20 protein-coding genes are annotated in these 26,183 nt (G+C 69.9%); 7 read left to right on the top strand and 13 right to left on the bottom strand.

Annotation, left to right across the window (positions count from 1 at the left end):
• Positions 1-515 precede the first annotated feature (515 nt).
• A complete protein-coding gene (locus KVT44_RS45965; RefSeq protein WP_254650801.1) occupies positions 516-1,340 on the top strand; it encodes a low temperature requirement protein A in 825 nt (274 codons plus the stop codon).
• Here the strand turns inward: KVT44_RS45965 and KVT44_RS45960 are convergent.
• The 3 genes from KVT44_RS45960 to KVT44_RS45950 form a co-directional block, all read right to left on the bottom strand.
• On the bottom strand, positions 1,321-1,986 hold the full coding sequence (locus KVT44_RS45960) for an NAD-dependent epimerase/dehydratase family protein (RefSeq protein ID WP_217574111.1): 666 nt from the start codon (positions 1,984-1,986) through the stop codon (positions 1,321-1,323). The two genes, KVT44_RS45965 and KVT44_RS45960, sit on opposite strands and share 20 nt — an antisense overlap.
• A 67-nt stretch (positions 1,987-2,053) precedes the next feature.
• Entirely contained in the window at positions 2,054-3,712 is a 1,659-nt protein-coding gene (locus KVT44_RS60805) for a discoidin domain-containing protein (RefSeq protein WP_217574109.1), read from the bottom strand.
• Between the two features lie 1,009 nt (positions 3,713-4,721).
• Entirely contained in the window at positions 4,722-5,189 is a 468-nt protein-coding gene (locus KVT44_RS45950) for a nuclear transport factor 2 family protein (protein ID WP_217574107.1), read from the bottom strand.
• A gap of 199 nt (positions 5,190-5,388) precedes the next feature.
• Between KVT44_RS45950 and KVT44_RS45945 the strand changes: the two genes are divergently transcribed.
• Positions 5,389-5,922: a TetR/AcrR family transcriptional regulator gene (locus KVT44_RS45945; protein WP_308314296.1), complete on the top strand. Its 534-nt coding sequence runs from the start codon at positions 5,389-5,391 to the stop codon at positions 5,920-5,922.
• 67 nt (positions 5,923-5,989) lie between these two features.
• A complete protein-coding gene (locus tag KVT44_RS60800; protein WP_308314295.1) occupies positions 5,990-6,616 on the top strand; it encodes a hypothetical protein in 627 nt (208 codons plus the stop codon).
• Positions 6,617-6,939: 323 nt separating this feature from the next.
• Here the strand turns inward: KVT44_RS60800 and KVT44_RS45935 are convergent, their stop codons facing one another.
• Positions 6,940-10,290: a lectin gene (locus tag KVT44_RS45935; protein ID WP_308314294.1), complete on the bottom strand. Its 3,351-nt coding sequence runs from the start codon at positions 10,288-10,290 to the stop codon at positions 6,940-6,942.
• A gap of 1,204 nt (positions 10,291-11,494) precedes the next feature.
• On the opposite strand from KVT44_RS45935, the gene KVT44_RS45930 reads away from it, so the two are divergent.
• Together KVT44_RS45930 and KVT44_RS45925 are read left to right on the top strand one after the other, a co-directional pair.
• On the top strand, positions 11,495-12,604 hold the full coding sequence (locus KVT44_RS45930; protein WP_217574103.1) for an LLM class flavin-dependent oxidoreductase: 1,110 nt from the start codon (positions 11,495-11,497) through the stop codon (positions 12,602-12,604).
• Positions 12,601-14,001 carry an NtaA/DmoA family FMN-dependent monooxygenase gene (locus KVT44_RS45925; protein WP_217574101.1) on the top strand — a complete coding sequence of 467 codons (1,401 nt, stop codon included), beginning with the start codon at positions 12,601-12,603 and terminating at the stop codon, positions 13,999-14,001. Before KVT44_RS45930 ends, KVT44_RS45925 begins: the two co-directional genes overlap by 4 nt.
• Before the next feature lie 131 nt (positions 14,002-14,132).
• Here the strand turns inward: KVT44_RS45925 and KVT44_RS45920 are convergent, their stop codons facing one another.
• Genes KVT44_RS45920 through KVT44_RS45910 form a run of 3 tightly spaced genes read right to left on the bottom strand, consistent with a single transcriptional unit; the run spans position 14,133 to position 17,741 of the window.
• Positions 14,133-15,155 carry a DMT family transporter gene (locus KVT44_RS45920; protein WP_217574099.1) on the bottom strand — a complete coding sequence of 341 codons (1,023 nt, stop codon included), beginning with the start codon at positions 15,153-15,155 and terminating at the stop codon, positions 14,133-14,135.
• Positions 15,142-16,704 (bottom strand): AMP-binding protein, encoded by a 1,563-nt coding sequence (locus KVT44_RS45915; protein ID WP_217574097.1) that lies wholly within the window; start codon positions 16,702-16,704, stop codon positions 15,142-15,144. The genes KVT44_RS45920 and KVT44_RS45915 overlap by 14 nt, the downstream gene beginning before the upstream one ends.
• Positions 16,701-17,741, bottom strand: a complete 1,041-nt coding sequence (locus tag KVT44_RS45910) for an FkbO/Hyg5 family chorismatase (protein WP_217574095.1) — start codon at positions 17,739-17,741, stop codon at positions 16,701-16,703. Before KVT44_RS45910 ends, KVT44_RS45915 begins: the two co-directional genes overlap by 4 nt.
• 202 nt (positions 17,742-17,943) lie before the next feature.
• Here KVT44_RS45910 and KVT44_RS45905 point away from each other — a divergent pair, with 202 nt between their 5' ends.
• Positions 17,944-18,972, top strand: coding sequence for a LuxR family transcriptional regulator (locus KVT44_RS45905; RefSeq protein ID WP_217574093.1), 1,029 nt, complete (start codon positions 17,944-17,946; stop codon positions 18,970-18,972).
• Between the two features lie 69 nt (positions 18,973-19,041).
• On the opposite strand, the gene KVT44_RS45900 is transcribed toward KVT44_RS45905, so the two are convergent.
• The 6 genes from KVT44_RS45900 to KVT44_RS45875 form a co-directional block, all read right to left on the bottom strand.
• Entirely contained in the window at positions 19,042-19,866 is an 825-nt protein-coding gene (locus KVT44_RS45900) for a DUF1684 domain-containing protein (protein ID WP_217574091.1), read from the bottom strand.
• A 179-nt stretch (positions 19,867-20,045) separates the two neighbouring features.
• Positions 20,046-21,128 (bottom strand): phosphotransferase enzyme family protein, encoded by a 1,083-nt coding sequence (locus KVT44_RS45895; RefSeq protein ID WP_217574089.1) that lies wholly within the window; start codon positions 21,126-21,128, stop codon positions 20,046-20,048.
• Entirely contained in the window at positions 21,125-21,895 is a 771-nt protein-coding gene (locus tag KVT44_RS45890; RefSeq protein ID WP_217574087.1) for an ABC transporter ATP-binding protein, read from the bottom strand. The genes KVT44_RS45895 and KVT44_RS45890 overlap by 4 nt, the downstream gene beginning before the upstream one ends.
• On the bottom strand, positions 21,892-22,665 hold the full coding sequence (locus tag KVT44_RS45885) for an ABC transporter permease (protein ID WP_217574085.1): 774 nt from the start codon (positions 22,663-22,665) through the stop codon (positions 21,892-21,894). Before KVT44_RS45885 ends, KVT44_RS45890 begins: the two co-directional genes overlap by 4 nt.
• Positions 22,662-23,699 (bottom strand): ABC transporter substrate-binding protein, encoded by a 1,038-nt coding sequence (locus KVT44_RS45880; RefSeq protein WP_217574083.1) that lies wholly within the window; start codon positions 23,697-23,699, stop codon positions 22,662-22,664. Before KVT44_RS45880 ends, KVT44_RS45885 begins: the two co-directional genes overlap by 4 nt.
• A gap of 129 nt (positions 23,700-23,828) precedes the next feature.
• Positions 23,829-24,761: an ABC transporter substrate-binding protein gene (locus tag KVT44_RS45875; protein WP_217574082.1), complete on the bottom strand. Its 933-nt coding sequence runs from the start codon at positions 24,759-24,761 to the stop codon at positions 23,829-23,831.
• Between the two features lie 462 nt (positions 24,762-25,223).
• Here KVT44_RS45875 and KVT44_RS45870 point away from each other — a divergent pair, with 462 nt between their 5' ends.
• Positions 25,224-26,183 carry a sulfurtransferase gene (locus KVT44_RS45870; RefSeq protein ID WP_217574080.1) on the top strand — a complete coding sequence of 320 codons (960 nt, stop codon included), beginning with the start codon at positions 25,224-25,226 and terminating at the stop codon, positions 26,181-26,183.

Here is a 26,183-nt window from a genome sequence, read left to right as displayed (position 1 = left end):
CCTCGGTGGAGGGCATCACCGGCCGCTACTTCGACGACTGCGCACAGGCCCAGACAGTCACCGAACGAGCCGGTGCCATCGCCGGCGTCGCGCCGTACGCCCTCGACCCGGAGAACGCCGCCCGACTGTGGACCATCTCGGAGACGTTCGTCGGCTAGATCGTCTCGCACTGGGTGCGGTCGTTGACATTCCCGCTGTGTGTCCAGGCAGATCGGCCACTGCCCAATCGGGCTGCTCGCTGCCTGCGCAACCGGCTCGGGCGAGTCCACGTCGTCCGAGTGGAAACGTGAGGTGGAGCGAGGGCACTCGCGCATGGCTGGGCGGACCACCAGTGGACCCCGGCGCAGGTCAAGACGCCCATCGAGTTGCCTGTTCCACGTCTCCTGCGCGGTCGGAAACCAGGCAGTTGTTCAAGCGGCACAGCTGGTCGTGGCAACAGCCGGCCCGTAGGGCCAACGAGCGCGACTATCAGGCAGCTTGCTCCGCCACAGGCACTGACACTCCTGCGGGACGCGATGGCTGGGACAGACCCTGGGCATCTGACCTGGCATGGGCTGGGTCTGTTCGCCGCGGTGTTCGCGCTGGTGTGGATCGCCTGGTTCAACGGCACCCTCCACCACGAACTGCACGGCCACGAGGATGCCCGCGGCCGGAGCATGTTCCTGCTGCAGATCCTCGTACTCGTCCCGCTGGGCGCGTTCATCCCCGAGGCCGGCGGCGCACGCGGAGTCGCGTTCGCCGTGACCGCGGGGGTGCTGTTCGCGGTCCTGGCGATGCTGTGGCTGCTCGCCGCACGCGGCGACAGCCCCGAATTCCGCCGCCCCAGCAGGTTGTTCGTGACCGGGACGGCAGCCTGCGCGCTCGTCCTGGCCGCAAGCGCCGCCCTCCCCGCAGAGACCCGTGTGCTGACGTGGGGCCTTCTGGCCGTCGCCTACCTGGCGGGATTCGCTGCCATGGTCGGTACGGCCACCCCGGTACAGGCGGTCGCGCTCAGCGTGACCGACGCGCTCACCGAACGGTTCGGGCTGTTCATCATCATCGTGCTCGGCGAGACCGTGACCGGCGTCGTCGACGGACTGGCCCACGAGCCGACCAACGCACTCACCCTCGCCGTCGGGCTCATGTGCCGTCATGGTCCCCCTTGTCGAGCATGCCCACGACAGCCGAACCCCTACCGCCACGGCCAGGGTGCTCTGCGGCGGCGTGCGGATGCCGCAATCCACACCAGAAGACCCTCACCTGTTCAAGTACCCAGCACGCGTGTACCAACGTCCCGGGACAACACACCCAGAGCCCACGTAGCTTCCTGTCGCCTCGGCCCTATGCCCCGAGTCGAGTGATCTGCTCCGTCCGCAGGATGTGGGGTCCTGCACCGTCCAGCCGCACAACAGCGATCATCGCGCGCCCGAGATGCTCGGTACTGGTCACATACCGGGGTGCGAGACGACGCAGGAGTGGATAGAGCCAGGACGTGAGCCGGTAGAAGAGCCGGTACCACCTCGTTCCGGAAGTCTCTCCGTGTACGGGCTGGATCCATCCGGGACGGAAGGCGTAGGCGTGCATGTCCATGGCCAGCAGCGCATTCTCCGTGCGGCCCTTGACCCGGGCCCAGAAGGTACGCCCTTGCTCCGTGCTGTCGGTGCCTTCTCCTGACACATATACGAATGTCAGGTGTGCATTGTCGGCGGCCACGACCCGCGCGGCTTCCATCGTGTAGGTGTAGGTGATCTTCTCGTACTCCGCGTTACTGCGCCCTGCCGATGACACGCCGGCACAGTAGAAGCATGCGTCAGCGCCTGCCAGATCTGCTGCGATCGGAGCCAGGTCCGCGAAGTCCGAGTGGAGAACTTCGCGAAGCTTGGGGGCGTTGCGGCCAAGTGACCGTCGGGCGACGGCGATCACTTCCGTCACTCCCGGGTCCTCCATGCAGGCGCGGAGCACCCCTTGCCCCACCATGCCCGATGCTCCGAAGAGGATCACTTTCATTTTGGCTCCTTTGCGGTTCTGTCCCACCGGCTCGCTGCAGGCGTTGCAGCTGCTGGCGGCGGGCACGTCAGGAAGAGAAGATGTGCAGTTCGGAGAGCTGAGCGGCGGGCCAGCCGGTGTTGGCCGTGAAGGTCAGTTTCAGGTAGCGGGTGCGGATCAGCGGGCCCAGCGCCACCGTCACCGCGTTTCCTGTCGATGAGGCGAAGGTGTACGGGGTCGCCGGGACCACTGTTCGGCAGTCATGGCCGTTCGTGCAGGCATCGATGGCGATGGTCTGGCGGCGTGAGTTCCAGTCCGCGAGAGGCGGAAGACGCACGACGAGCGTGCGGACGTCGGTTGGCGGGCCCAGGTCCATCTCGAACCACTGAGGAAGCGCGTTGTTGGCGCTTTCCCAATACGTCGTGGTGCTCCCGTCGACAGCGTTGGACGGAACGTAGTTCTGGGTGTAGCTGCTGGCTGTCGCCGTCTGGTGCAGTGCCAGGTTCACGTTGTTCTTCGGGCTCGAAGCGGGCGTTGGTGAGGCGGAAGGCGCCTGCGTGCGTGACGGCGCTGCGTTGGGAGAGGTGCCGGCGGTGGGGGATGCGCTTGTGCCGGCGGCGCTGGGGGATGTCGTGGCTGCTGTTGTGACGAGGGGCGGCTGCGTCGTCGGAGTGGCAGGTTCGGGTTTTCCCCGGCCGCCTGACAGCAGTGCTACGGCTGCGACGGCGGCCGAAGTTGCGGCTACCGCTGTCACGATGGTGGTGGCGCCGAGTGCTGCCCGGTGGCCGCGGTGGCGTACCGGGGTCCCGGTCTGCTGGGCAGAAGGTGCGGGGGTCTCAGCGGCCGCACGGGCGACGGGAACAGGCGCTTTGCTCCGCGTGGTCAGTAAATGGCTGCGGTGTTCGTGCGGTGTGTCGGCGAGGTAGGCGGCGCTGCCCCACCCGAGAAGTCCCTCTGCCAAGGCGCCACGCGGATCCTGCATCATGTGGAAGAGGTGGGCCACGGCCAGAGTGCAGCAGGAGCAGGTGTCCATGTGCTGTTCCAGGTCGAGGCTACGCCGTAGGTCGCCCGGTCTTGTGGTGGCTTCGATGAGACGCTGGAAGCGCGCGCAGGTCTGGTTGCCGTTGCGTTGCAGGTGGGCGTGCAAGTAGGCCTTGTGCAGTGCCTGTTGAGCCAGCGGCTTCAGGGCGGCGATCGCGTCCGGCTCCGTGGCGAGCAGGGCGGCAGTCTCGGCGTCGGGCTCCGCCTCCAGTACGGCGTGCCACAGCACGATTCGGGTCCGTTCGGGCAGGCTGTGAAAGGCATCGAGCATGGTGCCGTCATGCGGTCGTGCGCCGATCGGAAGCAGCCGCCCGCGGGTCGTGGTGCCGGTTGCTTCAAGGCAGGCGACGAAGCCGGGAGCAAGGTGGTCGCTTCTGCCGTCTGCGGCCCAGCTTGCGGCCGTCTGCTGGACCAGCATGAGTAGCTGGTGGCGCCAGATCCCGCGCGGCTGGATACCGCGGCGAATCTCCAGCGTGGCGAGCGAAAAGGCATGGGTGGCGAGCGCGGACGCCGCGGCAGGCCATCGGCTGCACAGCCGGGCATAAGCCAGTGCGGCGGGGATGTGACGGTGGCCAAATGCCTGGACCGGTGGCGTCGAGGCCGCAGCCCGTCGGCGGATGCGGTCGGTGAGTTCCGCGTCAGGCACTGCTTGCTCTGGTAGCCGGCCGGTGCCGGCCTGACCGGCGGCGTCGGGTTCGGACACCACGCGTGCCTCCTCATGTGATGCCTCTGGCGGCGGCCGGCGCGACGTGCGCGGTTGAGCGGGTTGTCGGCGTCGCGGACGGCGAACAACAGACTCTGCATGGTGCAGAGCCATCGGCCCTGATCGTTCCGCGGCCCGATAATATACACATGTAAATTAGTCGTGCGAGGGTTTCCATCCGGTTAGTTACATGGAACGCGGCCTGACCGTGGGTCGCTTCGACAGGCCATCAGCAGTGCGGTGACCGTTCTCCATCGGGCCTGAGGCTCGGCCTCACCCAGTCACTCCTGGGTCACGTACTTCACGGCAGAAGGGCACCGGGACCGCGCACCACTGAGCGACTCTCGCATTCAATCGTGTGGCTGGGCGCGAGCGCGCGGGATCAGACTCCCGTCTTCGAAGCTGAGCCCCGGCTAGCCACCGGCCAGGCAGCCGTGCGGCATCACGCGGGGAGCGTTCAGGATCTCGGTTGCGCCCATTGCGTGGAACCATCCGGCCGCGATGAGCCACCCGCGGACCACGCAGGTCCCGCTGGGGCCGCATGCGCCGGCCACGACCCTGCCCAGAATCCCGTCCAGGTGGGCGCTGACCAGGCGCGCTGGTGATGGCGCGGAACGCCTGGGCGACTCGCTGGTCTCTGCTGGGCATGGCTGTCGTCCCTGCCGGAGGGTGTTGTGGCGGAAGGAGCGTGCGCTGCTGCCTGCCTCGGTCAGCCTTGCCGGCGGGCCGGTACCCCCACGTCGACCAAGAACCAGTTCGTTCTTCGCTCCCAGCGAGGCCGGGACGGCGGACCGGGAGCGGGTCGCCTCGGCCCGGTGCAGACCCTCGGGCGCCCGACGGCGGTACGTCGGTGTCGGCTGAGGCCCTGGCGGCGCCATGAACGGTGCATCCCGCACCGGACTCCGCGAGGCTGGATTCCCGTCCGGCTGGGACTCGCCCTCCAGCCGGGATCGGGGCCGCGAGTGACTCCGGTGGTTGCAGGTGGGCGGTCTCCGTGGCCTGGCCGGGTGGGTCAGGGTGTGCAGGGTCGGGTCTCGGTCCAGTCGACCATCAGACGACGTTCGGTGAAGAGCCATTCCCCGTCGTGTTTGGCGAATGTGTCGAGATAGCGAATGGAAGCGATCATGATCGTGCGCTGTCCGCTGTCGTCGACCGAGATGTGGTGGGCAATGCAGTAGCTTTCGCCAGTTGCGCGGCCCCCGTCCAGCGAGACGGTGCTCTGGCCGTTGAAGTGCGTGGTCGCCCGGTAGGTGTTGAGATTGTCGAACACCGGGGCGAGGGCCTCGCGCCCGTGTAGTTCCTGCGTCGGTTCCGTGGCAGTGGCGTCCATGAACACCAGGAAGCGCGTGTCCTTGGTGAACAGGGCCATCTGGCCCTCGGCGTCGCGTCGGTCCGCGCAGTGCGCGTACGCGTCGATCAGCTCACGAATGGCCAGCCGGTCAGCGGCTTCCTGCGGTGAGATCGGGGCGTGGGGAGCCAAGGCAGTGTCCTTCCGATGTTATTTGACACCTGCATAAAATCACTGGTTGTGGTGGCGGCACAATATGAAGGCGCCAGGTGGCGGCCACGCTGCCGGAAGGCGAGTAGCAGCATGGTGAGCTGAACAGGAGGGCAGTGCTCTGAGCGACCAGATCGATCCCCGGATCACTCGTACCGTCAAGGCCTTCGAGCAGGCCATCGTGGAGCTCGCGTCGCAACGGCCCATCTCCCAGGTCACCGTCGCGGAACTGTCCGAACGCGCCGGGTTGACCCGGGCAACGTTCTACAACCGCTACAGCACTCCGCTGGAGCTGCTCATCCAGGTCCTCTACGCCGACCTGGAGCGTGGTCACCGGCTGGAGGAGACCAGGCAGTCGGGCGGGCATTCGGCTGCCGACCTGCTCCGCATGACCACGGCGGAGGTGGGGGACCACGTCGAGCGGTTCCGGGAGATCTACCGGCTCGCCCTCACCGATCCGGCGGGCAGCGGTGTCTACGACGCGCTTGTGCGTCACTTCAACGACTACGCCCTGGGGTTCATGGCGAGCAGTAGCAGACCGGAGATTCGCGATGCCAGCCGGCGTGTGGTCGCGCAGTTCATGGCCCATGGTTTTGCCGGCGCCATCAAGGCATGGCTCAGCGACCCTTCGGTGACGAAGGACGACATGGTCGACGCGGCCGTGGCCTGCGCTCCTGCATGGTGGGCGCCCGGCTATCTGCCGCACACGTCCTGACCTGTCTCCCAAGGAGCGCGTCAGCCAGGCCCGGGGTGTCCTTGGCGACGGTACGCTCCTGGCGCCCGTGGTCACCGTGGTCCTCGAGAGCGAGCCCGCGACGGCACGCGAGATGGCACGCGGCTTCCTCGACCTGTACGTCCAACTGACCAACTACACGACCAGCTTCAAACGCCGGGGCTTCACCGACGAAGACTTCACCGGCGGCAGCGATTGTCTGGTCGACGCCCTCGTCGTCTGGGGCACCGACGACGCCGTCAGCACCCGCCTTGCCGACCTCACGGGCGTCACCCAGGGCGAGGCACCCCGCACGGAGTCCGCCAGTGGCCTCCCGATGTTCGGCGACGACCACATCCCGTCCGGCGAGGGGAGGGCAGAAATGACTGGCGTCAATCGCCGATTCCGCCTCGCGGCCCGCCCGGTCGGCGCGTTCAAGGATTCCGACTTCGAGCTTGCCGAGACGCCGGTCCCCGTGCCCGGCGAAGGGGAGCTTCTGGTCAAGGTCACACACCTGTCGATCGACCCTGCCATGCGTGGCTGGATGAATGCAGGACTCGTCACACCGGTTGAGGTCGGAGCGGTCATGCGCGCGATCACGATCGGGAATTCGCCCTGTCGGACGGAACGGGGGTCTACAAAGTCCACTCTGAGGAGGGCAGGTCGCTCGCGGTATCTCTCGGCGTCCTGGGAATGACTGGCATGACCGCCTGCTTCGGGATCCTGGACATCGGCCGGCTCACCGCAGAAGACGGCAAGCGTGAGCCGCCTTCGGGCGGGCGCGGCAACCTCATACCTCACGCTGCGCCACAAGGTGCGTCGTCGTCCGCCTGGCCTGACCGTACGGGACCAGGGTGGAGCGCCCACCCGACCTACCGGGCGACCGCCTGCCGGGTAGCAGGAGCGCGGCCACGAGCAGTCCCGGGCAGGGGATGGCCGGGCGGGCCTGCGCCCGCGTGGGGCCGGTTCCCGGGCTCATGCCTGGGAACCGGCCCGAATTCGTCGGCGCGTGCCGAGTTCCTACTGGCCGAAGCCGTAGGCGAACAGGTGGTCGGTGCCCGTCGAGCCTGTCACCGGCAGCGTGATCGACGCCACCTGCTTGGACGCGTCGAGCGGGACCTTCGTGGCGAAGACGTAGGTCTTCACGTTGTCCCGGCCTCCGCTCCCGGTGTTTCGGTAGGCCGTCGTGACGGCCGTCGTGTCACCCGCGAGCGGCTTGCTCGACCCGCCGTTGAGCGTCCAGTCCGAGAAGCCGACGGTCGCCTGGGAGGTGGTGCCGTCGGTGTAGGTGACGGTCACCGTGCCCGAGACCCCGCTGCCGTCGGTCGGTGCGTTGGCCGCCGAGCCCAGCAGGCCCAGTGACGCACCCGACGTACCGGCCGGCATCGGGATGGTCTGACCGGCCATCTCCAGGTTGTCGAGCTGACTGGATGTCACCGTCGGCCAGGTGTAGGAGATGCCGTCGACCGTGAGAGTGGAGCCGCTGGTGACGCCCGCCGCCGACAGCGCGTTCTGCGAGAACGCCCAGCCGCCGCCGTCGAAGCCGCCCGAGTAGCTGGTGCCGTCTGGGTAGATGCCCTCGTTGGTGGCGTACGGCCACAGCGCACCGGCCTTGGCCACGGCCACGCGGAGGGTGGCCCCGCTGAGCGCCGCGCCGGTGCTGTGGTCGGTCAGCGCGAAGGTGACCGGGAAGGTTCCCTCGCTCGTGCCCGCCGTCACATGGACCTTCGTTTCGGCGCTGCCCGAGGCGGGCACCGGCACCGAGCCGGACGCCGTGTCCAGCGTGATGCCGGAGGGCGCCGTCGCCTTCCAGTCGACCGTGACGGCCTTGCCACCGAGGTTGGTCAGGTCGAGCGTGCCGTCACCGGACGCGCCCGGCTGGAGCACCAGGCCGTCGCTGGAGGGACCGGTCGCCGCCAGGACCCGGTCGCCCCCCGTGGTGTCGGACGGCGGTGCCGCCGACGGGTCGGACGCCCAGGACTTGTCGGGTTCGGTGCCGAGCGTGAAGTCGACCGTGCCCGCCCCCGCGAATTGCTGGTACGTCAGCCAGGAGGTGTTCCACTCCTTGCCCTTGACGTCGAGCGACTGCACGTACGGCGCGTCGGGCGCTGCCTGCGGAGCGTTGATCCGCACCGTCTTGCCGTTGCCGAAGGCCACCTTGGCCACCGGGAACGCCGGGCTGCCGAGCGCCAGGGTGTCCGTGCCCGGGGTCTCCGGGTACATGCCGAGCTCGGACCAGACGTACCAGGAGCTCATCGCGCCGAGGTCGTCGTTGCCGAACGAGCCGACCGGAGCGTTGAAGTACAGGTTCTGCTGGGCCTTGCGGACGGCCGCCTGGGTCTTCCACGGCTCGCCGGTGTAGTTGTACTCCCAGGGGATCTCCACGCTGGGCTCGTTGCTCAGGTCGGCGTCGGTGTTGCCGGGGTGCGTGATGTTGTCGAGCAGGCTGTCCAGGTAGGACGAGTAGGCCTTGGCACCGCCGCGCGCCTGGATGAGCTGCTGCAGGTTGAACGGGACCATCGGCGTGTACTGGGCCGAGGTGCCCTCCACGAAGCCGTTGGAGGTGCCGGGGGTGAAACCGGTCGCGAACTGGCCGTCCTTGTTCTTGCCCTGGATGTAGCCGGTCTGCGGGTTGAAGACGTTCATCCAGTCCTGGGCGCGAGTGGCGAACTTCTCGTAGACGGCCGTCTTGCCCAGCGACTTCGCGAAGGCGGCGACGGCGTAGTCGGCGGAGTCGTACTCCAACTGCGTGGAGACCGGGCCGTAGAAGTTGCAGCAGCCGTAGTCGTTCTCGTCCAGTGGGAGGTAGCCCTTCGCGTCCCGCACCGACTCGCCGGGGCGGTCGTTGTTCGGGGCGGTGGCCTCGTGCTGCAGGGCGGCGAGCGCCTTGTCGGTGTCGAAGCTCCGGGCGCCGAAGGCGTATGCGTCGGCGATGATGCCGGCGGCGGGGTCGCCGACCATCACATAGCTCTCGCCGTTGTTCGAGGCCCACTTGGGCAGCAGGCCCGTCTGGTCGTAGCCGTTGAGCATCGAGGTGACGACGTCGCTGGTGACCTTGGGCTCGACCATCGCCATCAGCTGGGTCTGGGAGCGATAGGTGTCCCACCCCGAGTAGTTGGCGTACTGGGCCTGCTGGCCCTTTGCCAGCTTGTGGACCTGGTTGTCCATGCCCATGTACTGGCCGTTGTCGTCGGAGAAGACGTTGGGGTGCAGCAGCGCGTGGTAGAGCGCGGTGTAGAACTGGACCTGCTGGTCCGAGGATCCGCCGCCGGTCTGGATCTTGTTCAGCACAGCGTTCCAGGCGTCGTGGTTCGCCTGCTCGACGGCGCCGAGGTTCCAGTTCTTGATCTCGGTGGTGAGGTTGTCCGCGGCGTTGGCGTCATTCGTGTACGAGATGCCGACCTTCGCGCTGACCGTCGGGGTCGAGGAGGTGTCGAAGGTCAGGTACATGCCGTTCGCACCCGTGGTGGGGGGCTGGACGGCCTTGCTCGCGGCGGACGTCCGGGGCGCGGCGTCGGCGCTCGGCGCCGGGGACGGCGTGCTCGTGGACGTGGTGCCGCTCCCGTGCACGGTCGGGGAGGGGGCCGCGGGAACGGTGAAGTGCTTCTCCTTGAGCGGTTTCGACGGGTGCGCCTGCAGGGTCTGCTGGGCCCTGCCCGCCTTCAGCGACGTCGCGCCGGAGTTGATGGTGCTGCCGACCCAGGTGCCGCTCGCGGTGAACGGCTGGTCGAACTTGATGTCGAAGTGCAGCGTGTACCTGTTGCTCGCGCCGCAGAAGTGACCGCTGTCGATCGAGCCGCGGATCTCCGTGTCGTTCACCACCTGGACGCGGGTCCCGTCCACCTGTGTGGCGCCCCCGCTGAGCTTGAACAGCAGGTTCGCCTGTCGGCCCGCGGGGAAGGTGAAGGTGCCCAGGCCGGCGCGGGTGGTGTCGCTCAGCTGGGTCTTGACGCCGTTCGCGTCCGTGACTTTGTAGTACCCGATGCCCGCCTGCTCGTCGTCGTGGCTGAAGCCGACGGACGCATCGCCGAGGTTGCCCGACAGCGCGCCGGTCACCGGCAGGATGGGCAGGTCGCCCGCGACGCCGCAGCCGGGCCCCGAGACATGGGTGAGGCTGAAGCCGGAGATCTTGTTGTCGTTGTACTCGTAGCCGCCGCCCGAGGGACGGTCGGGCGTCGTGTCGGGACCCCACTGCACCATGCCGGCCGGCATGTCGGGGCCGGGAAAGGTGTCCACCGCGCCGGAGGTGCCGATGAGGGGGTTGACGAGGGACGCGGGGTCCTTCACCAGGGCAGGCGTCGCGGCGCTCGCGGCATGGGCGCCCCCGATCGCCGGGAGTGGGAGTACGGCGATGCCCAGGACGGACACCACCGCCAGGCGTTGGCGGAATCTCGTTCGGTCACGTGGCGCCGTAGAACGTCGAGGTCTGACCATCGGTTGCCTCCGCAGCGGTTCACGATTCGCACATCGGTGCTGACGTCCTCGGGGAACGGGGAACGCCGGCGGGGGGCAACGATGCCGGTCGCTCCGACGGCCTGACAACGTTGCCATGCACGAGTGTTGAGTGAAACGCGAGTGCTTGCGGCATGTCAACGAGGCCAACAGGACTTTCTGAGCGCGAAGTTCACAGCCGGGTGCTCTGAGTGTCGTGATCCCGAGGCCGGCGAGTGGCCACGCCTCCCTGGACCGGCGAGCGGCCCCGGGCCCCCGGCGTGCCTGGCGGTCAGCCACAACAGGCCTTCACGCGCGGGTCCCTGCGGTCGAGGACGCGGACCTGCTCCCTTCGCCGGACCAGCCAGGAGCCGGGCTGAGCCTTGGGGGAGTTGCCGTCTCTCGGCGAAGGCTCCTTGCGCCCGCAGTCACGAGCACACACCACCGAAGGCACGGGCAAGGCAGGGTTGTTCCCGTTGCGACCGGCATCATTCACAGCCTGTCCCGCCCTGCCCTACTCGGCGCACGCCCGCCCTCCGGCGATTCACTCCTTCGCAAACGCGTCGGGTGGACGGCGCCTTGCCCAGGACGGTCGCAAGGGGGGCGTGGACGAACAAACGGTACGAACGTGGCCGTCCATGCTCCGCGCTGCTCCTCCGCGGCGCTTCCGTACCGCCAGTCGTCCGGTGAGCCCGGCCGTGTGCCGGAGAGGGGCGTCCACGCCGCACGCATGCGTCGTCCAAAGCGCTGGAGACAGTTCGACATGCTGTCAGCGGCGACCCCGACGGCCTCTCCCCGACAGCTGCCCGCGTGGGCGGGGCCGTCCCGCTGGGCGGCGGGAGCCGTCACTTGGTCAGGAGCGCGGCGAGTGACAGCCGTGACGCTGCTGTATGCGCGTACATCTAATGTTCTTGACATCTTCCGGGGGCGACGACGTAGGTTGAAGCGATCGCTCCCGGACGGGTGGAGGCCCCGATGCGCGTACGTGGCGCCGCACCACACGGTGCCGGCACGGGGACGCGGCTGATCATCCGGCGGCACGTCGACTACTGCCGCACCGCCTCCGCCGTCTGTCCTTCCGCACGCCCCTGACCCCGTCGGCCCGTCGGGCCGGCCGTCTCGTCGTGCCCTCGGAAGGAACCCCATGTCCGGCCCTGCCCTGCGGCTCGCCGTCGAACTCGACGGTGACGGCGCCCACCCCGCGGCCTGGCGCCGCGCCGCCCACTCACCCGACCACCTGCTGACCCCGCGCCGTGTGGCCCGCGTCGCCGCCGCCGCGGAGAACGCCGGGTTCACCCTGCTCACCCTGGAGGACGGCGTGCTCCCGCCCGGCGCCACGCCCGACGCGGTCGGCCGCATCGGCGCGGTGGAGCGGGCCGCGTTCGTCGCCGCGTCGACGAGTGTCATCGGCATCGCGCCGGTCGTTCCGGTCACCTACGCCGAACCGTTCCACATCTCCAGCCAGTTGGCGTCCCTGGACCACATCTCGATCGGGCGTGCCGGGTGGGTGGTGAGCGAGGAGGTGCGTCCTGAGGCGGCCCGCGCCTGGGACCGCCCCCTCGTCGACGGCGGCGCCGCCCGCGCCCGCGAGTCCCGCGACGGCGTCGAGGTCGTGCGCGCCCTGTGGGACTCCTGGGAGGACGACGCGGTGATCCGCTCCGTGGCCACCAGCCGCTACCTCGACCGCGACCGGCTCCACTACGTCGACTTCACCGGCGACACCTACGCCGTGAAGGGCCCGGCGATCGTCCCTCGTCCGCCCCAGGGCCAACTCGTCGTCCTCGGCCGGCCCGACCTCGTGCCCGCCGAACAACTCGACGTCGCCCTCGTCGAGGGCCACGACATCGCCGCGGTCACCGCGGCCGCGGCCGCCGCAGGAACACCGCGCACCTTCGCCGAGGTCGAGGTCGCCCTCGACACCGTGGACGCCACGGCCGACGAGCGCGTCGCGGACCTCGAGCGGCATGCGCCCTGGACCACCAGCGGACGGCTGCGCCACATCGGCTCCGCCGCCGGACTCGCCACCCTGCTTGAGCAGTTGAGAGGCGTCGTGGACGGCGTACGCCTGCACCCGCTGGTGCTGGACGAGGACCTGCCGGAGCTGTCCCGGCTCGTCCTGCCCCACCTCTTCCAGCGCCGGCACGCCGTCCGCCCGCTGCCCGGCGCGTCCCTACGCACCCACCTGGGCCTCGATCGGCCCGCCAACCGCTACGCCGCCGGTGCGGCGTTCGAGGCCCTTGAGGAGACCCGATGACCCGCACCGACCCCCTCGACGTACCCCGCCCGGACGCACAGCTCCACTTCGGCGTCTTCTTCCAGGGCGTCAACCACTGGACCATCTGGTCCGACCCGGCCAGCGGCTCCCAGATCGACCCCGCCAGCTTCCGGCGCGTCGCCCAGACCGCCGAACGGGGCCTGTTCGACGCGTTCTTCCTGGGGGAGGGGCTGCGGCTGCGCGAGGTCGACGGACAGATCCACGACCTCGACATCACCGGGCGGCCGGACGCCATCACCCAACTCGCCGCACTGGCCGCCGTCACCGACCGGATCGGCCTGGTCAGCACCTCCAACACCACCTTCAACGAGCCTGCCGACCTCGCCCGCCGCCTGTCCGGTCTCGACCTGCTCTCGGAGGGCCGCGCCGGCTGGAACGTGGTGACGACCGACAACGCCTGGACCGGCGCCAACTTCCGCCGCGGCGGCTACCTCGACCACGCCGACCGCTACCGGCGCGCCGAGGAGTTCCTCACCGTCGCCCGCGCGCTGTGGGACGGCTGGGAGAGCGGGGCCGTCTCCGGCTCCCCGGGCGCCCCCGCCTGGGCGGCACCCGGCGCCGTACGTCAAGTCCGCCACAGGGGGCCGCAGTTCGACGTCGACCTCGCGCCCACGCTGCCGCGCAGCGCCCAGGGGCACCCCGTGATCTTCCAGGCCGGGGACTCCGGCGAGGGCCGGGACTTCGCCGCCCGCAACGCCGACGTCATCTTCTCCGCGCATGGCAACGACTTCGACGACGCGCTCGCCTTCGCCGACGACCTCCGGCGCCGCCTGCGCGCCGTCGGCCGGCCCGACGACGACCTGCGCATCCTCCCGGGCACGGAGATCATCATCGGGGCCACGGAGGAGGAGGCCCTGGAGAAGAAGCGCTGGATCCGTCTCCAACAGGTCACTCCGGCAACCGCGTTGGGCATCGCCGGACTCCTGTGGGGCCTGGACCTCTCCGATCGCGACGCCGACGGTCCGCTGCCCGACGAGGACCCGGTCGTCGCCGAGAACGACGGTTCCTTCGGCGCCCGTCGTATCGCCGACCCGCGCAAGGTGGTCGCCGAGTGGCGGGAGAAGGCCGAGGCGCACCGGTGGTCGCTGCGCGAGACCGTCATCGCGCTCGGTCCCCAGCGCGGCCACGTGGGCACTCCGGCGGGGCTGGCGGACAAGTTCGCCCACTACGTCCGGCACGGCGCTGTCGACGGCTTCAACGTCACGCCCTACCTGATCCCAGACGGCCTCGACGACATCGTCGACCTGCTCGTCCCCGCACTGCAGGAACGCGGTGTCTACCGCACCGAGTACACGGGTACGACGCTGCGCGAGCACCTGGGCCTGCGGGAACCACTCACCCACCGCTCCACGACCGACCGGCGGCAGGCCGGCTGACCCGCTCCGCCTCGGCGGCGAGGGTCCATCCCATCAGGACGAGGCCCCTCGGGCGCCGCGAGCACGTCCTCGCGGCGCCCGACTCAGTCAGTCTCTCTTCCTGCAGTCTCTCTTCCTGGGGCGGTCGGTGTTCAGTCCTGTGCCCGTGCCGGTCCTGAGACGTCGGCCGTCTCCCCCCGCACATCGCCCACCGATCCGGACTCGGCGAACGCCGGCTCAGGGGCCGGTGATGTGGTCGGCGATGGGGTCGGTCCGGGCGCGGTCCGCGGCGCACGGCGCGAGATCCCTACGCCGAGAAGGCACAGCGCACCCCCGGCGAGCGCCAGGCCCGACGGGAACTCTCCCAGCGTGGGCCAGGCCAGCACCACGGTGATGGCCGGCACGATGTAGGTCACTGCTCCCAGGCGACCCGCGGGCATGTGCGCCAGAGCGTACGACCAGGTCCAGAAGGCCAGTGCCGTCGGAAGCAGTCCCAGGTACACCACTCCCGCCCAGCTCCCGGCCGACGCGTTGCCCAGATCCGTGACGAGCTGTCCCGCGAAGGGCAGGCAGGCGATGGCGCCGATCGTGCTGGCGTAGGCGGTGACCTGCAACGGCGACGCGTGGGAGAGCGCGGGCTTCTGGAAGATGACGCCGACGGCGTGACCCGCCGCCGCTGCCATGCAGAGCAGCACGCCGACCACGGCGGTGTCGCCACCGCCGCTGGAAGCCCCTGCCAGCGCCGCACCCACGAACGCCACCGCGAGGCCCACGAGCAGGGGACGTGGGAAGCCCTCGTGCAGCAGGAACCCGGCGAGCAGCGCCACCAGGAGCGGACCGGCGCCGACGAGGAGGGCCGCTGTCCCCGCCTCCGTGTGCCGCTCGCCCCAGTTCAGTGCCACCATGTACAGCCCGAACCAGAAGACGCCCATGCCGACGATCCCGGGCCAGGCGGCGCGCGGTGGCAGCCCTTCGCGTCGGACCGTCACGACGGCGAGGAGCGCGAGAGCTCCGACGAGAAGGCGGCCCAACGCCAGGGAGCCGGGGCGCACGCTTTCGCCGATGTGCCGGATCGCCACGAACGCCGAGGCCCACAACACCATGGTGAGCAGTGCGGCGGCCAACGCGGTGACCGGGGTCTTCGCGGCGACGGGGGACGTCTCATGCTGTGCCATCGGGCAACTCCCTGTTCGCTCCGCGCAGGACGCGGCGGAGAATCTTTCCTGTGCTGTTGCGGGGCAGCGCGTCGATGAACTCGACGTCCTCGGGGACCTTGTACGAGGTCAGCCTCGCCCCGGTGGTCGAGCGGATCGTGGCCGCCAACGCGGCGAGTCGGTCCACTCCGGGCTCGGCGACGACGTAGGCGCGCAGGCTCGTCACACCGTCGGCCCGCCGTACCGAGCACACAGTGGCCTCACGTACCCCGGCGATCCCGGTGATCAGGTCCTCCACCTCCGTGGGATGGACGTTGGCTCCGGCGACGATCTCGATGTCGTCCACGCGCCCGAGCAACCACACCAGACCCTTGTCGTCCACGCGTGCGGCGTCTCCGGTCGTGAACCACTCGTCCGGGCCGAGCCGGTGCGGCGGCAGGCTGCCCCGCGTCACACCGGGGCCGATGGTGGGGCCGGCGATCTGCAGTTGCCCGACCTCGCCGTCGGGGACGGGCTTGCCCGCGTCGTCGACCACCCGCACCTGGTACGGAGGAAGGATGCGGCCCAGGCTGTACGGGTGGGTCTCGTCCGGGCCGTTGGCCAGGACGGCGTGACCGATCTCGCTGGTGCCGCAGATGTTCAGCAGACGTGGTCCAAGGACGCGGCGCAGCCTGTCCTCCAGGGGCCGGGGCAGCGTCTCGCCGGCCACGAGCGCCAGACGCAGTCGGCCCAGCAGGCCGACGGCCTCGGGGCGGGCGAGCAGCCGGGCGTAGAAGCTGGGCTGGGCGTAGAAGACGCTCACCCCGTGGCGTCGCAGGACCAGCGGGACGCTCGTCTCGTCCGCCCGCTGCGGCGTCAGTACGACCACGGCGCCGCGCTGCAGAGGAAGGAGGACCGAGTTGCCCAGCCCGTAGGCGAAGTACATCCGCGACACGGAATAGCAGACCTCGCCCTGGCGGAGCGCGAGGACACCGCCGATCGCCCGGTCGAAGTGGAGGGCGTCGCCGTGGTCGTGGAAGCACAGGCGAGGTGCCCCCGTGGTGCCGGATGTGAACACGGCGAAGGCGGGAGCGTCGGACGTCAGCGGCTCCGGGGCGCCGCCGGTGTCGACGTCGTCGTTCGCGGGGCCGTAGCTCTCCGTCAGTTCCCTCGGCGTCACGCTGCGGCCGCGGAACTCCTTTTGGAGTGCCGCGTCGGAGACGACCAGTGAGGCCTCGGCGATCTCTTCGCTGGAGCGCAGTTCGTCGGCGTGGAAGAACGTGTTCACCGGCACGGCCACCGCGCCGATCCGCAGAACGGCCAGAAACGTCACCACGAAGGCGACGCTGTCGGGAAGCGCCAGCAGCACCCGGTCCTCGCGCCGAACACCCAGTCGTCGCAGGGCCCCCGCGGTCCGGCGCACCCGGTCGTACACCTCGCCGTAGGAGTAGCGGTGCGTTCCCTGGAGGTACGCGGGCCGGTCGAGCCAGCCTTTGTGCCGCGCGAGCTGTTCCAGTCGTACGGACAGATTGCCGTCGGCCGGGGCGGACTCGGTCGGAACGGCGGGTATGTCCGTGAGGATGTCCGTCACCTGCACACTCCCTCGATCTCCACCAGCAGGTCGGGCCGGCAGACCGCGACGTTCAAGTACGAGATGTCCGCGTCGCCGGGAAGCGTCGACTCGCAGATGCTCCGTACGACGGGAAGGTGCTCGGCGTCGCGTACGTAGACCTTGACCTGGTCGAGGTCCTTGACGTCGTACCCGGCACCCGCCACGCCGTGCCGCCGGAGGTTGTCGCCGCCGACGAGTGCCTCGATGTTGCGCAGTGTCTCCTCGGTCTGCTGCGCGACGTCGTCCACGTGCACCGTGTCGTCGCCCAGGATGCTGGCCGTGCCCGAGACGAAGAGGCTCCCTGTCTCCCGGCCCGGCGCGTCGACGTCCCTCAGGAACGTCGCCCGGGCGAAGCTCGGAGACTTCGGCCCGTATCTGGAGGGGTACTTGTAGGCGGGCGTCTGCCGGGGATTCTCCAGGTGCACGGCGCGACCCGGCTTCGCGGCGAGGAAGCAGACGTCGACGCCCGGGCTGAGTGTGCCGATCCCGGTGGCGGCCGACAGCTGGGGAAAGCGGTCGGCGAAGGCGCCGAACGCCTCCGCCCGGCCTATGCAGAAGTCGCGGTAGGTCTCCAGGCCGTCCGCGTTCGGGCTGGTGATTCCGCCGATGAGGTTCCACATGCGGACCAGGTCGGTGTAGCCGCGCTCCCAGGTGAAGCGCAGGGCGTTCTCGTACAGTTCGCGCACCGGTCGGCGGTACACGGGCTGAGGGCCGAGACGCACCGCGTAGAAGAGATGCTCGCCGTCCTCGGCGAAGACGGCGTCTCCGGCGACGCCGGCCCGTACGGGCAGGCCGGTTCGCCAGATCTCCTCGACCGGAGTGACGTGTTCGTTCGTCATGTGGGTGGTCAGAAGGGGAGCGTCTTCGACGAGAGCGGGCTCGGCGGGGGCGTCCGTGAAGCGGATCCGCCCCAGAACGTTGCCGTGCGGGGCCGTGGGAGCTTCCGACGGAACGGCGACCGGAACCAGGTCGGACCAGAGGCCCTGTAAGCGGGCCTCGGGCTGACGGTTACTCATGAATCTCCTTGTCTCTGCCGCAGCCGTCCGGAGCGCGGTGGATGCGGTCGGCCGGCATGCGCTGCCCGGGCGTTGCGGGAACGTGAACAAAGCGCCCCGGGGTCGGGCCCATGACCTGTCTCCGTTGAAGAATCAATGGCAGCGGCCCTCGCCGGGCAGCCGCCGACTTACGTCAGGCACGATTACGAGGGGGAGACGAACAGTGAACATCGACGGCATAGCGGATCTGCCGGACATCCCGCAGGCGGGCACCGCGGCAAGCGAGGTCTACACGCTCGCCTTACGCAGTGAGTACGTCGACATCCAGCGGTGTGTACGAGATCTCGGCATCTCCGAGGCGGAAGCCGCCGCGGCCATCGAGGATCTCGTCCGGCTGCGACTCCTGCATCTGGTGCACGGCTGCACGTATGCCTACGTCGCCGTCAGCCCGATGTCCGCCTCCCTGCAACTGCTGGCGGTGCAGGACGAGGCTCTTCGCCGACGGCAGAACGAACTGGAGCGGCTGAGGCAGCAGATGCACAGCCTGCTGCCGCTGTACCGGGCCAATTTCGCGGGTGAGCCACAACATCCGCACGTACAACGCGTCGAGGACCCCCGAGCGGCCCGCGGGATCCTCACCACGATCACCGTCGAGGCGGAGCGAGAGATCCTGCTGTCCCTCCCGACCCAGGATCCCTGGGAGGAACTCGCGGACCTGGACCGCGGGGCGTGGCCGGGGTACGCGGGGACGCGTTCCGATCTCCTCCGGGTGCTGCTGCCGGAGGCCGCCAGGTTCGACGTACGGGTGCGGGAGCAGGCGGAGGCACTGCTGCGCGACGGAGGACAGGTGCGCACGGCCGTCTCCCCTCCCGCGTGGCTGCTGGTCGTCGACGCCGAAGTCGCCGTGGTCCCCGTCGGGGAGGGGCAGGGGCTCAGCCTCGTACGCGAAGAGTCCGTGGTCGCAGCGCTGTGGCGCACGCTCAGCGGCGCGTGGGACGAGGCACGGCCCTTCGACGGCAGCTACGACCATGACAGCGCGCGCTCCACCTCCGCCCTGATCGACGAGGCCATTCTGCGCCTGCTGCTGAACGGCCTCGAAGACAAGGTGATCGCCCGGCGGCTCGACATCTCCCTGCGCACCTGCCAGCGGCGCATCGCGGATCTCATGGACGCCCTGGGAGCCAGGACACGCCTCCAGGCCGGCTACGTGCTTGGGCAACGTGGGCGAACCGGCGAGCGGAGGGCTGCGTAGTCCATGGTGAGTGGCCGCACAGCCGCAGCTGGGCTCATGCCCAAGCCCGACTGGAGATGGTTCCGCCGATCAGGCTCGGCCCCGCTCAAGGGGCGTCTTCTGCCCGGCCTCGATGGCCACCGGCAGTCGGTTCTCCATCGGGGGCAGCGGGCAGGTGGCCAGGTGGGTGTAGGCGCACGGCAGGTTCGCCGCGCGATTGAAATCGAGGACGACCGTTCCGTCGGCGGCCGGCGGGTCGAGAGCCAGGGCCCGGTTGGCGGCATAGGTGGTCACCCCGGAGGTGACGTCGGTGAAGAGCACCAGCAGTCGGCCCGGGCCGTGTCCGGGGAACGCGGTCAGGGCCAGGGGGCGTCCGTCCAGTTCGAACTCGACCCGGCCCGGGGCGTCGTACACGTGCTCCAGCCCCTCGACCGCGGCGCCCACGGTCGTCGGACGCGGCTCGTCGAACGCGCGGTAACGACCGGTCACCACCCAGCGGGGATCCGGGGCGTAGGCGGGTGTACCGGCGAAGGCGGTGCGCAACGGTGCGTCCGGGTGCCGGGGCCGGATGATGTCGTGCCCGCCACGCTTGGCCACCTCGATCACGGCATCGCCCCAGACGGCGTCGACGCCACCACGCTCGGGCAGCACTCCGAAGCGGTGTTCACCCCGCACCGGCGTTCCCTCCACGATGAGTTCCTCGCCGTCGTCGAGGACGACGGTGACCCCGGCGGCGCCGGTCCACCAGGCGCCCGGTGCGTCAGGGAATCGCTGCGGCCGGTCGTCGAGCCAGTGCAGGCCGGTGAGCGCCAGGACTCCGTGCGGAGCGGCGAGGCGTTCCTCCTGCCCGCGGTACCACTCCAGCCAGTCCTGGGTGAAGGCCTGAAGGTCCGTTGTAGGGAGCCGAACGGTCATGGGCACTCCTTCGTCTCGCGAGGCTCGGCCTCGGAATGGTGTGAGGGTCTTCGGCTGAGGAGCGGCTGTCTGCTGTCGGCGCTCGGGGATCGTGGAGGGCGGGTGGTCGGGTTGACGACTGGACGCGGTCGGCACACGGTCAACCGGCCACAAGCACAGCCCTGACAGCCCATGCGGCACTAGGAACGACGTATACGCAGCCGTACGCGATCGAGGAGCCGGAGCCCGTCGCTGGTGGTGAACCATCGAGTGTGGTCCACCAGGTACCGGTACGCCAGATCGGCGTTGGTCCGTGATCCGGTGACGCTGTGGAAGTAGCCCAGCTCGGACAGGGCGAACTCCGCGTGCACGAGCGGCAGCAGCTCGGGCAGGGCGGCCGACTCGGCGGGGCTCAGCGGGCGTACCGAGGTGTATCCGTCGAGGAGCGCGTCCACGTCGTCCGGGCGGACGGGCCGGGACGGGTCGAGCCACTGGACGGTGTTGCGCTCGATGGCGGTCGCGAGGTCGTGGACTGCGGTCGTGCGGTCGCTGAGGCCGAAGTCGAGGACGGTCGAGACCGTGCCGGTCGCCGGGTCCCACAGTAGGTTCGAGGCGTGCCAGTCGTTGTGCGTCCACAGCGGTGCCAGGCGGCCGAGGTGGGGCAGCAGACGCCGATGGAAGGGAAGATGGACCGCGCGCAGGTCCTCCCGCCAGGGACGGCCCGCCAACGCCGCTACCAGTGCCGGTCGCTCGGCCACGTACGCCTCCAGCGCGGCCTCGGGATCGACCGCCGCGAAGATGCTGAAGGAGGAGACGAGGGGCTGCGGGCGTCGGCGCGCGGCGCCGAACCCCTCCGCCGCCAGATGGAGTTGGGCCAGTGCGGCACCGGCGGCCCGGGCATGGGCCACGGACGCGAAAGGCGACCACGACAGTGCGTCCCGGTAGAGATCCGTTCCCGTTCCGGCCGTGTGGACCTCGTACACCCACTCCCCGCGCGCCTCGGCCCCCAGCACCTCCACGACCGGCGCACCCCGGTCTCGCAGATACCGCAGGAAGGCGTGCTCCTCGGCCAGACCCTCCAAGGTGCGTACGTCGCTGTGGTGCCGCTTCACGAAGAGCCGCCGCCCGCCCCGCTCGACCAGGGCGGCCGCCGACAGCGGGCGCGGGCTGCGCCAAATCACACGCACGGGGCCGAGGACGGCCTCGACCTCCGCCTCGGTGAGCGGCGGCCAGTCGGGGGCCACCGGTTCCGTACCCATGCCGTGGGCCAGGAGCCCGCTCATCCCGCCCTCACCTCGTTCACCCGGCTCGCCCGGCCGCTGAGGGAGTCCAGCAGCCGCCGTTCGGTCGCCGCGAACTCCGGCTCGGAGAGGGCGTCGAGACCGCGGGGGCCGGAACGCGGCACCTCGATGCGCTCCACGACCGTGGCCGGGCGGGGCGAAAGGACATGCACGGTGTCGGCGAGCAGGACGGCCTCACGAATGTCGTGCGTGACCAGGACGACGGTCCAGCGGTAGCGCTGCCACATGTCGGCCAGCCACAGCTGCATCTCCGTTCGGGTGAGCGAGTCGAGCGCGCCGAACGGCTCGTCGAGCAGCAGCACGGGCCGCTCCAGAACGACGGTGCGCAGCAGGGCCGCGCGCTGCCGCATGCCGCCGCTGAGCTGGAAGGGATACGAGGACTGGAAGCCGTCGAGCCCGAAGGCCTCGAAGAGTTCCCCTGCCCTGCGCCGCGCCTCCTTCTTCCGCACTCCCTGGGCCTCGAGTCCCAGCGCCGTGTTGTCGAGCACCGTGCGCCACGGGAACAGCAGATCCTTCTGGGGCATGTAGGCGACCTTGCCCGAGGCCACGGACGCAGGGGCACCCTGGACCAGGATCTCGCCCGAAGTAGGCCTGTCCAGACCGGAGATCAGGTTGAACAGGGTGCTCTTGCCGCTGCCGCTCGGACCGATGACGGCCGCGAACTCACCCGGCTCCACACTGAGGTTCAGGTCGCGCAGCACTGCCAACGACCCGAACGCCTTTGTGGCGCCCCGCACTTCGAGACTCATGACCGGCCCTCCTTCACCAGCGCCCGCTCCCACGGAAGGACGAGCCGTTGCAGCAGACAGGTCGCCCCAAACAGGGCGATGCTCAGCGCGGCGGTCACCGCGACCGCCGCGAACACCAGGTCCGTGCGGAACGCGCTCTTCTGCGCCTGCATATAGATCCCGAGACCCTTCTCGGCGCCCGCGTACTCCGCGAAGACCGCGCCCACCACGGCGTACGTGATGCTCACCCGCAGCCCGGTGAAGAAGTGGGGCAGCGCGCTCGGCACCCGGACCAGGCGGAAGGCGCGCACCCGGCCCGTGCCCAGGGAGCGCAGCAGCCGCATCGCGTCGCGGTTGGTGGCCGCGAAGCCCGCGGCCAGGTTCGCCGCGAGCGGGAAGAACGTCGTCAGGGTCACCACCAGCATCTTCGGCAGCAGACCGAAGCCGAACCAGATGATCAGCAGCGGTGCGACGGCCACGATCGGGATGGTCTGCGAGGCCACCAGGAGTGGGTACAGGCCCCGGCGGGCCGCAGCCGAGAAGTCCAGCACCACGGCCACCAGCCAGGCGGCGGCGAAGGACAGCGCGAAGCCGAGCAGGGTCTCCTGGAGGGTGGGCAGCGTCTGGTCCCACAGGTCGCCACGGTTCGCCCACCCCTGCGACAGGACGCGGGCGGGGCTGGGCAGCACCGTCGGGTCGACGCCGGCGGCAGTCACGTACGCCTGCCAGCCGGTCACGAGCACGGCGAGGACGAGCAGCGGCGGCCAGACCGCCCGCAGGGCCGTCCTCACTTGGTGTCCGGGAGGTAGGCGTCGGTGAAGAACGTCGAGGCGTCCGGCGCCTTGGTGAGCTTCTTGCCGTTCCTGTCCACCAGCAGGCCGGACCTGAACTCGAAGTCGGCGAAGTCCTGCCAGCGCTTCGCCGTCTGGGTGCCGAGCGTGCCGTCGGTGGCGCGGTAGTACTCCTTGGCGAGCAACGCCTCGCTCTTCTTGACCAGTTCCGTGTTGGTGAGCGTGCTCTTGTTGGCCGCGATGAGGAGATCGGCGGCCTGGCCGGGATGGTCGGCGGCGTATGCATAACCCTTGTCGACCACGGCCAGGAACTTGTTGGCGACATCGGGGTTCTGCTTGAGGTACTGACCGGATGAGGCGATGAGAGTCGAGTAGATGGCCGGGAAGCCGTAGTCGGCGAGCTGGAAGTCCTTGAGGGGCTTGCCCGTGAGCTTCGCCTCCAGGCCCTCCCAGGTGGGCATGGGCATCGCGAAGTCCGCCTTGCCCGCGTAAAGGGCCGCGTATGCCGAGGTGTTGAGCGTGACCTGCTTGAACGTGCCCTCGCCGCCGTCCTCCTGGATGACCTTCTGGAGCAGGGCCTTCTCATAGGGGGCGCCGAAGCCCGCGTACGTCTTGCCGTCCAGGTCCTTGGGGGACGCGATGTCGTCGCGGTCGGCGCGCACGGAGACCGTGACGTTCGTCTTCTGTGTGACGGCGTACACGGAGGTGATGTCCTGGCCCGCGGCGCGCGCGGTGGTGACGCCCTCCTGGTACGAGATCCCGAAGTCCGCCTTGTGGCCGGCGATCAGGGTCTCGGGCGCGGTCGAGCCGTACGGCACGATCTTCAGGTCGATTCCGGCGTCCTTGAACCAGCCCTTCTGCTGGGCGACGTAGATGCCGGTGTGGTTGGTGTTGGGCGTCCAGTCCAGGGCGAGGGTGACCTGGGTGGTGCCGTTCTTCGCGGCGGCGGACGTGGAGTCCTGCGCGGCACAGCCCGTCGCGGCGAGGACGGCGGCGGTGGCGACGGAGAGCAGGGCGGTCGTACGGGATCTCATGGGGGTTTCCTCGGATGGGCGCGGTAGTGCTGGGGGCGTGGGAGAGTCCTCTTCACGCCCGACACAGCGCGCTGTCGACCCGCATGAGGTCGATGGCCATACGTCTCGTCAGTTCCCTTGCCTGGCAGGTCATTCGGCGCCTGCCGGGGCGGTGGCCAACAGGTCGTTCGTGTACGACGACCGCCAGTCGCGGGCATGCGGGACGGCCTTGTGCCGCGCGAGCCAGTCGGCGTAGGGGCCCATGCGGGTCTCGTCGATGACCCCCCAGTTCCCGTTCGCGTCGGTCCAGGTCGGGGCGACCAGGCTGAGGGAACGGGCGATCAGGGGGCGCGAGAAGTAGGGGATCACGCGTTCCAACAGGGCGCGGGCGCCGGCCTGGTCGGCCGCCGCGGAGGCGTAGCCACGGGCGGTGGCGGCCAGGAAGGCACGTACCAGGTCGGGGCGGGCGTCGGCGAGGCTCTCGCTCGTACCGAGGAGGTAGCTGTGATAGCGGGGGGCGCCGATCTCGTCGACCGGCCAGGTCAGGCGCTGCTCTTCGGGAAGGTCGCCGCGCAGGGCGTCCCAGGACCAGTAGGTGCCGAAGGTGGCGTCCGCCTCACCGGCCGCTATGTCGTCCACGGTCAGCTCGCGGTAGCCCGCGTCGACGGTGATCACGGCGTCCGGATCGCCACCGTCGGCCGCGACCAGGTGCCGGACCATGGCGCGTCCACGCGGGGTGGGGTTGTAGGCGAGGCGGCGTCCGGCCAGGTCGCGAGGGCGGGTGATGCCGGTGGGGCGGGCGGTCTGAATCGCCTCCAGGGCACGGTGGTTGACGGCTGCCACGGCGAGCAGCGGCCGGCCGGGGACGGCGCGGCGGGCGAGCAGCCGGTTGGGCGGGAAGAGGCCGAAGTCCACCTCGCCCCGGGCCAGGTACTCCAAGGTGTCGCCGCGTCCCGGGTCCTGGACGGTGAGTTCCACGTCCAGACCCGCTTCGCGGTACCAGCCGCGCTCCCGGGCCACGTACAAACCGGCGGAATTCGGCCAGGGGTGGAAGTAGTCGAGCATGACTCGGACGTGCGACATGGGCAGACGGCTCCGTGGACGGCAGACGGCAGACGGCGGAATGCGGACGGCACTCAGGCGTGCGGGCCCGTGGCCTGGCTGCCTGGTGCGAAAAGGAAAGAGAAGGGGGAGGGGGAGGGGGAGACCGGGCGGGTCAACAACAGGAGCGGGCCGCCGCGGCGGACGCCGGGGGACACTGCTGCTCGACTGCTGAAGACATGCGGTACTCCTACGCGGGCACTGAGGCTCAAGTGATGCGGTCGGCGTTCCCATGGGGACCGGGCCGACAGATGCCGACACCGCTCCCAGACGCCCTCTCAGCCCAACCGGGTAGGGGCTCCCGCGTAGATGGCCGAAACCATAACCCCGGGCAGCCGATGGTGTGCAAACGAGTTCCACGATGTGGGACGAGCTTGCCCAGCCAACGAGAACTCGCAGATCAGGCTCACCCCCGACGGGCACCGCCGGGTTAGCATCCCCGCCATGACCGACCCCCTGCGCCCCGACCCGTTGCTCTCTGACCCCCTGCGCTCCGACCCTTTGCTTCCCGGACCGCTGGTCGACGACATGTGGCTCGCCGCCCGCCTCGGCGACCCCCGACTGGTCGTCCTCGATGCCACCGCGCTGCTGCCGTCACCCCGCCACGACGGCGACCACCGGTCCGGCAGCGGTCGCTCCGAATGGGCCGAGCGCCACATCCCCGGCTCTCGCCACGCGGACCTCACGGGCGAACTGTCGGACCAGGGGGCGCCGTACCACTTCGCGGTCCCGGCACCGGAGGCGCTGGCCGCCGCCCTGCGGCGGCTCGGTGTCCGCGACGGTTCGGAGGTCGTCGCCTACGACAGCGGCGGTGGCATCTGGGCGGCCCGGCTGTGGTGGATGCTGCGGTCGATCTCCGTGCCCGTGGCGGTACTGGACGGTGGATGGCAGGCATGGGAGACGGGCGGACATCCGATTGCCCGTGGCGACGAGACGGGTGGCGACGAGAGGGATGGTGGCGAGACGAGTGCCACTCCGGTCACCGGCCCCCTCACCCCCGTACCTCGTCCCGACATGTGGACCGGCATTGAGACGGTGGGGGCCGTCAGCCGCGGCGAGCGTCCCGGCACGCTGGTATGTGCCCTGCCGCCCGGAGGCTTCGACGGCTCCGCCTTCACCCGTTACAGCCGACGCGGCCACATCCCCGGCAGTCTCAGCCTGCCTGGGCGCGGCCTCCTCGACGGCACGGGCCGGTTCCTGCCTGCCGCCGAACTCGCCGAACGCGTGGGTACGGTCCTCAAGGGCGAGGAGTCACCGGTGATCCTCTACTGCGGCGGCGGCATCTCCGCCGCCGGCACCGCGCTCGCCCTCACGCTGCTGGGCCGTCAGGACATCGCCCTGTACGACGGTTCGCTGGAGGAATGGTCCCAGGATCCATCCAGGCCGCTTACGACGGGCACCTGA

This window comes from Streptomyces sp. GbtcB7, from assembly GCF_019091445.1.
GTDB classification, from domain to species: Bacteria; Actinomycetota; Actinomycetes; order Streptomycetales; family Streptomycetaceae; genus Streptomyces; species Streptomyces mirabilis.
This window is presented reverse-complemented; position numbering and strand designations above follow the sequence as displayed.